The following is a 637-nucleotide window of genomic DNA, read 5'->3' on the forward strand; positions in this document are numbered from 1 at the left end:
CCGAACGTCTCCAGCAGCGTCGCCCGCTCCGCCTCGGTGAGGTTCGTGCTGACCAGCGTGGCCTCGCGGCCGCGGAAGCGCTCGCCGAGCTGGTCGAGCTTCCCCTCGTCGGTCACGATGAACAGCGCCGACGTTCCCTCGGTGACCTCGGTGCGGATCCGCTCCAGGTCGCCCTTGGTGATGCCGGTGCCGTCGGTGGCCTTGGCCAGGGCTCCGATGCCCGCGCCGACGACCGCCCCGGCGACCGGGACGAGGAACAGCGCGCCGCCCAGGAGCCCCCAGAACGCTCCCCACCCGGCGCCACGCTTCGGGTCGTCGTGCTTGTGCTTCAGCTCCGGCTGGTCCGCGCCCGGCGGCCAGGACACCACCGCGTGGTCGAGGATCTTCACCAGGCCGTCGGCCTCGGCGTTCCTCAGGACCGCCTCGGCGTTCGCGGCCCCGTCGGGGTCGTCCCACTTCCAGACCGTGAAGGTCGTCATCTCTCACTCCTTCTCGAGGGCTGCCGCGAGCGCGGCCAGGGCGGATCGGGTCTTGGTCTCCTGGGGTGCGCCGAGGTCGAGCCCGTGCCCGGACAGCAGCACCTTCGTCTCGGCGGCGACCTGGAAGGCCTCCGCGGGCGTGCACTTGGTCGACAGCT

Annotated in this window: 1 protein-coding gene; it reads right to left on the reverse strand. The window is 72.2% G+C overall.

All coding sequences use genetic code 11. The features are described from left to right. Positions 1 to 479, reverse strand: a 479-nt coding sequence (locus Q0L15_RS22935) for a DUF1269 domain-containing protein (RefSeq protein WP_296607172.1), incomplete at its 3' end; no start/stop codon positions are given. Positions 480 to 637 lie beyond the last annotated feature (158 nt).

Source organism: Nocardioides sp., from assembly GCF_024509035.1.
In the GTDB taxonomy this organism is placed as follows: Bacteria; Actinomycetota; Actinomycetes; order Propionibacteriales; family Nocardioidaceae; genus Nocardioides.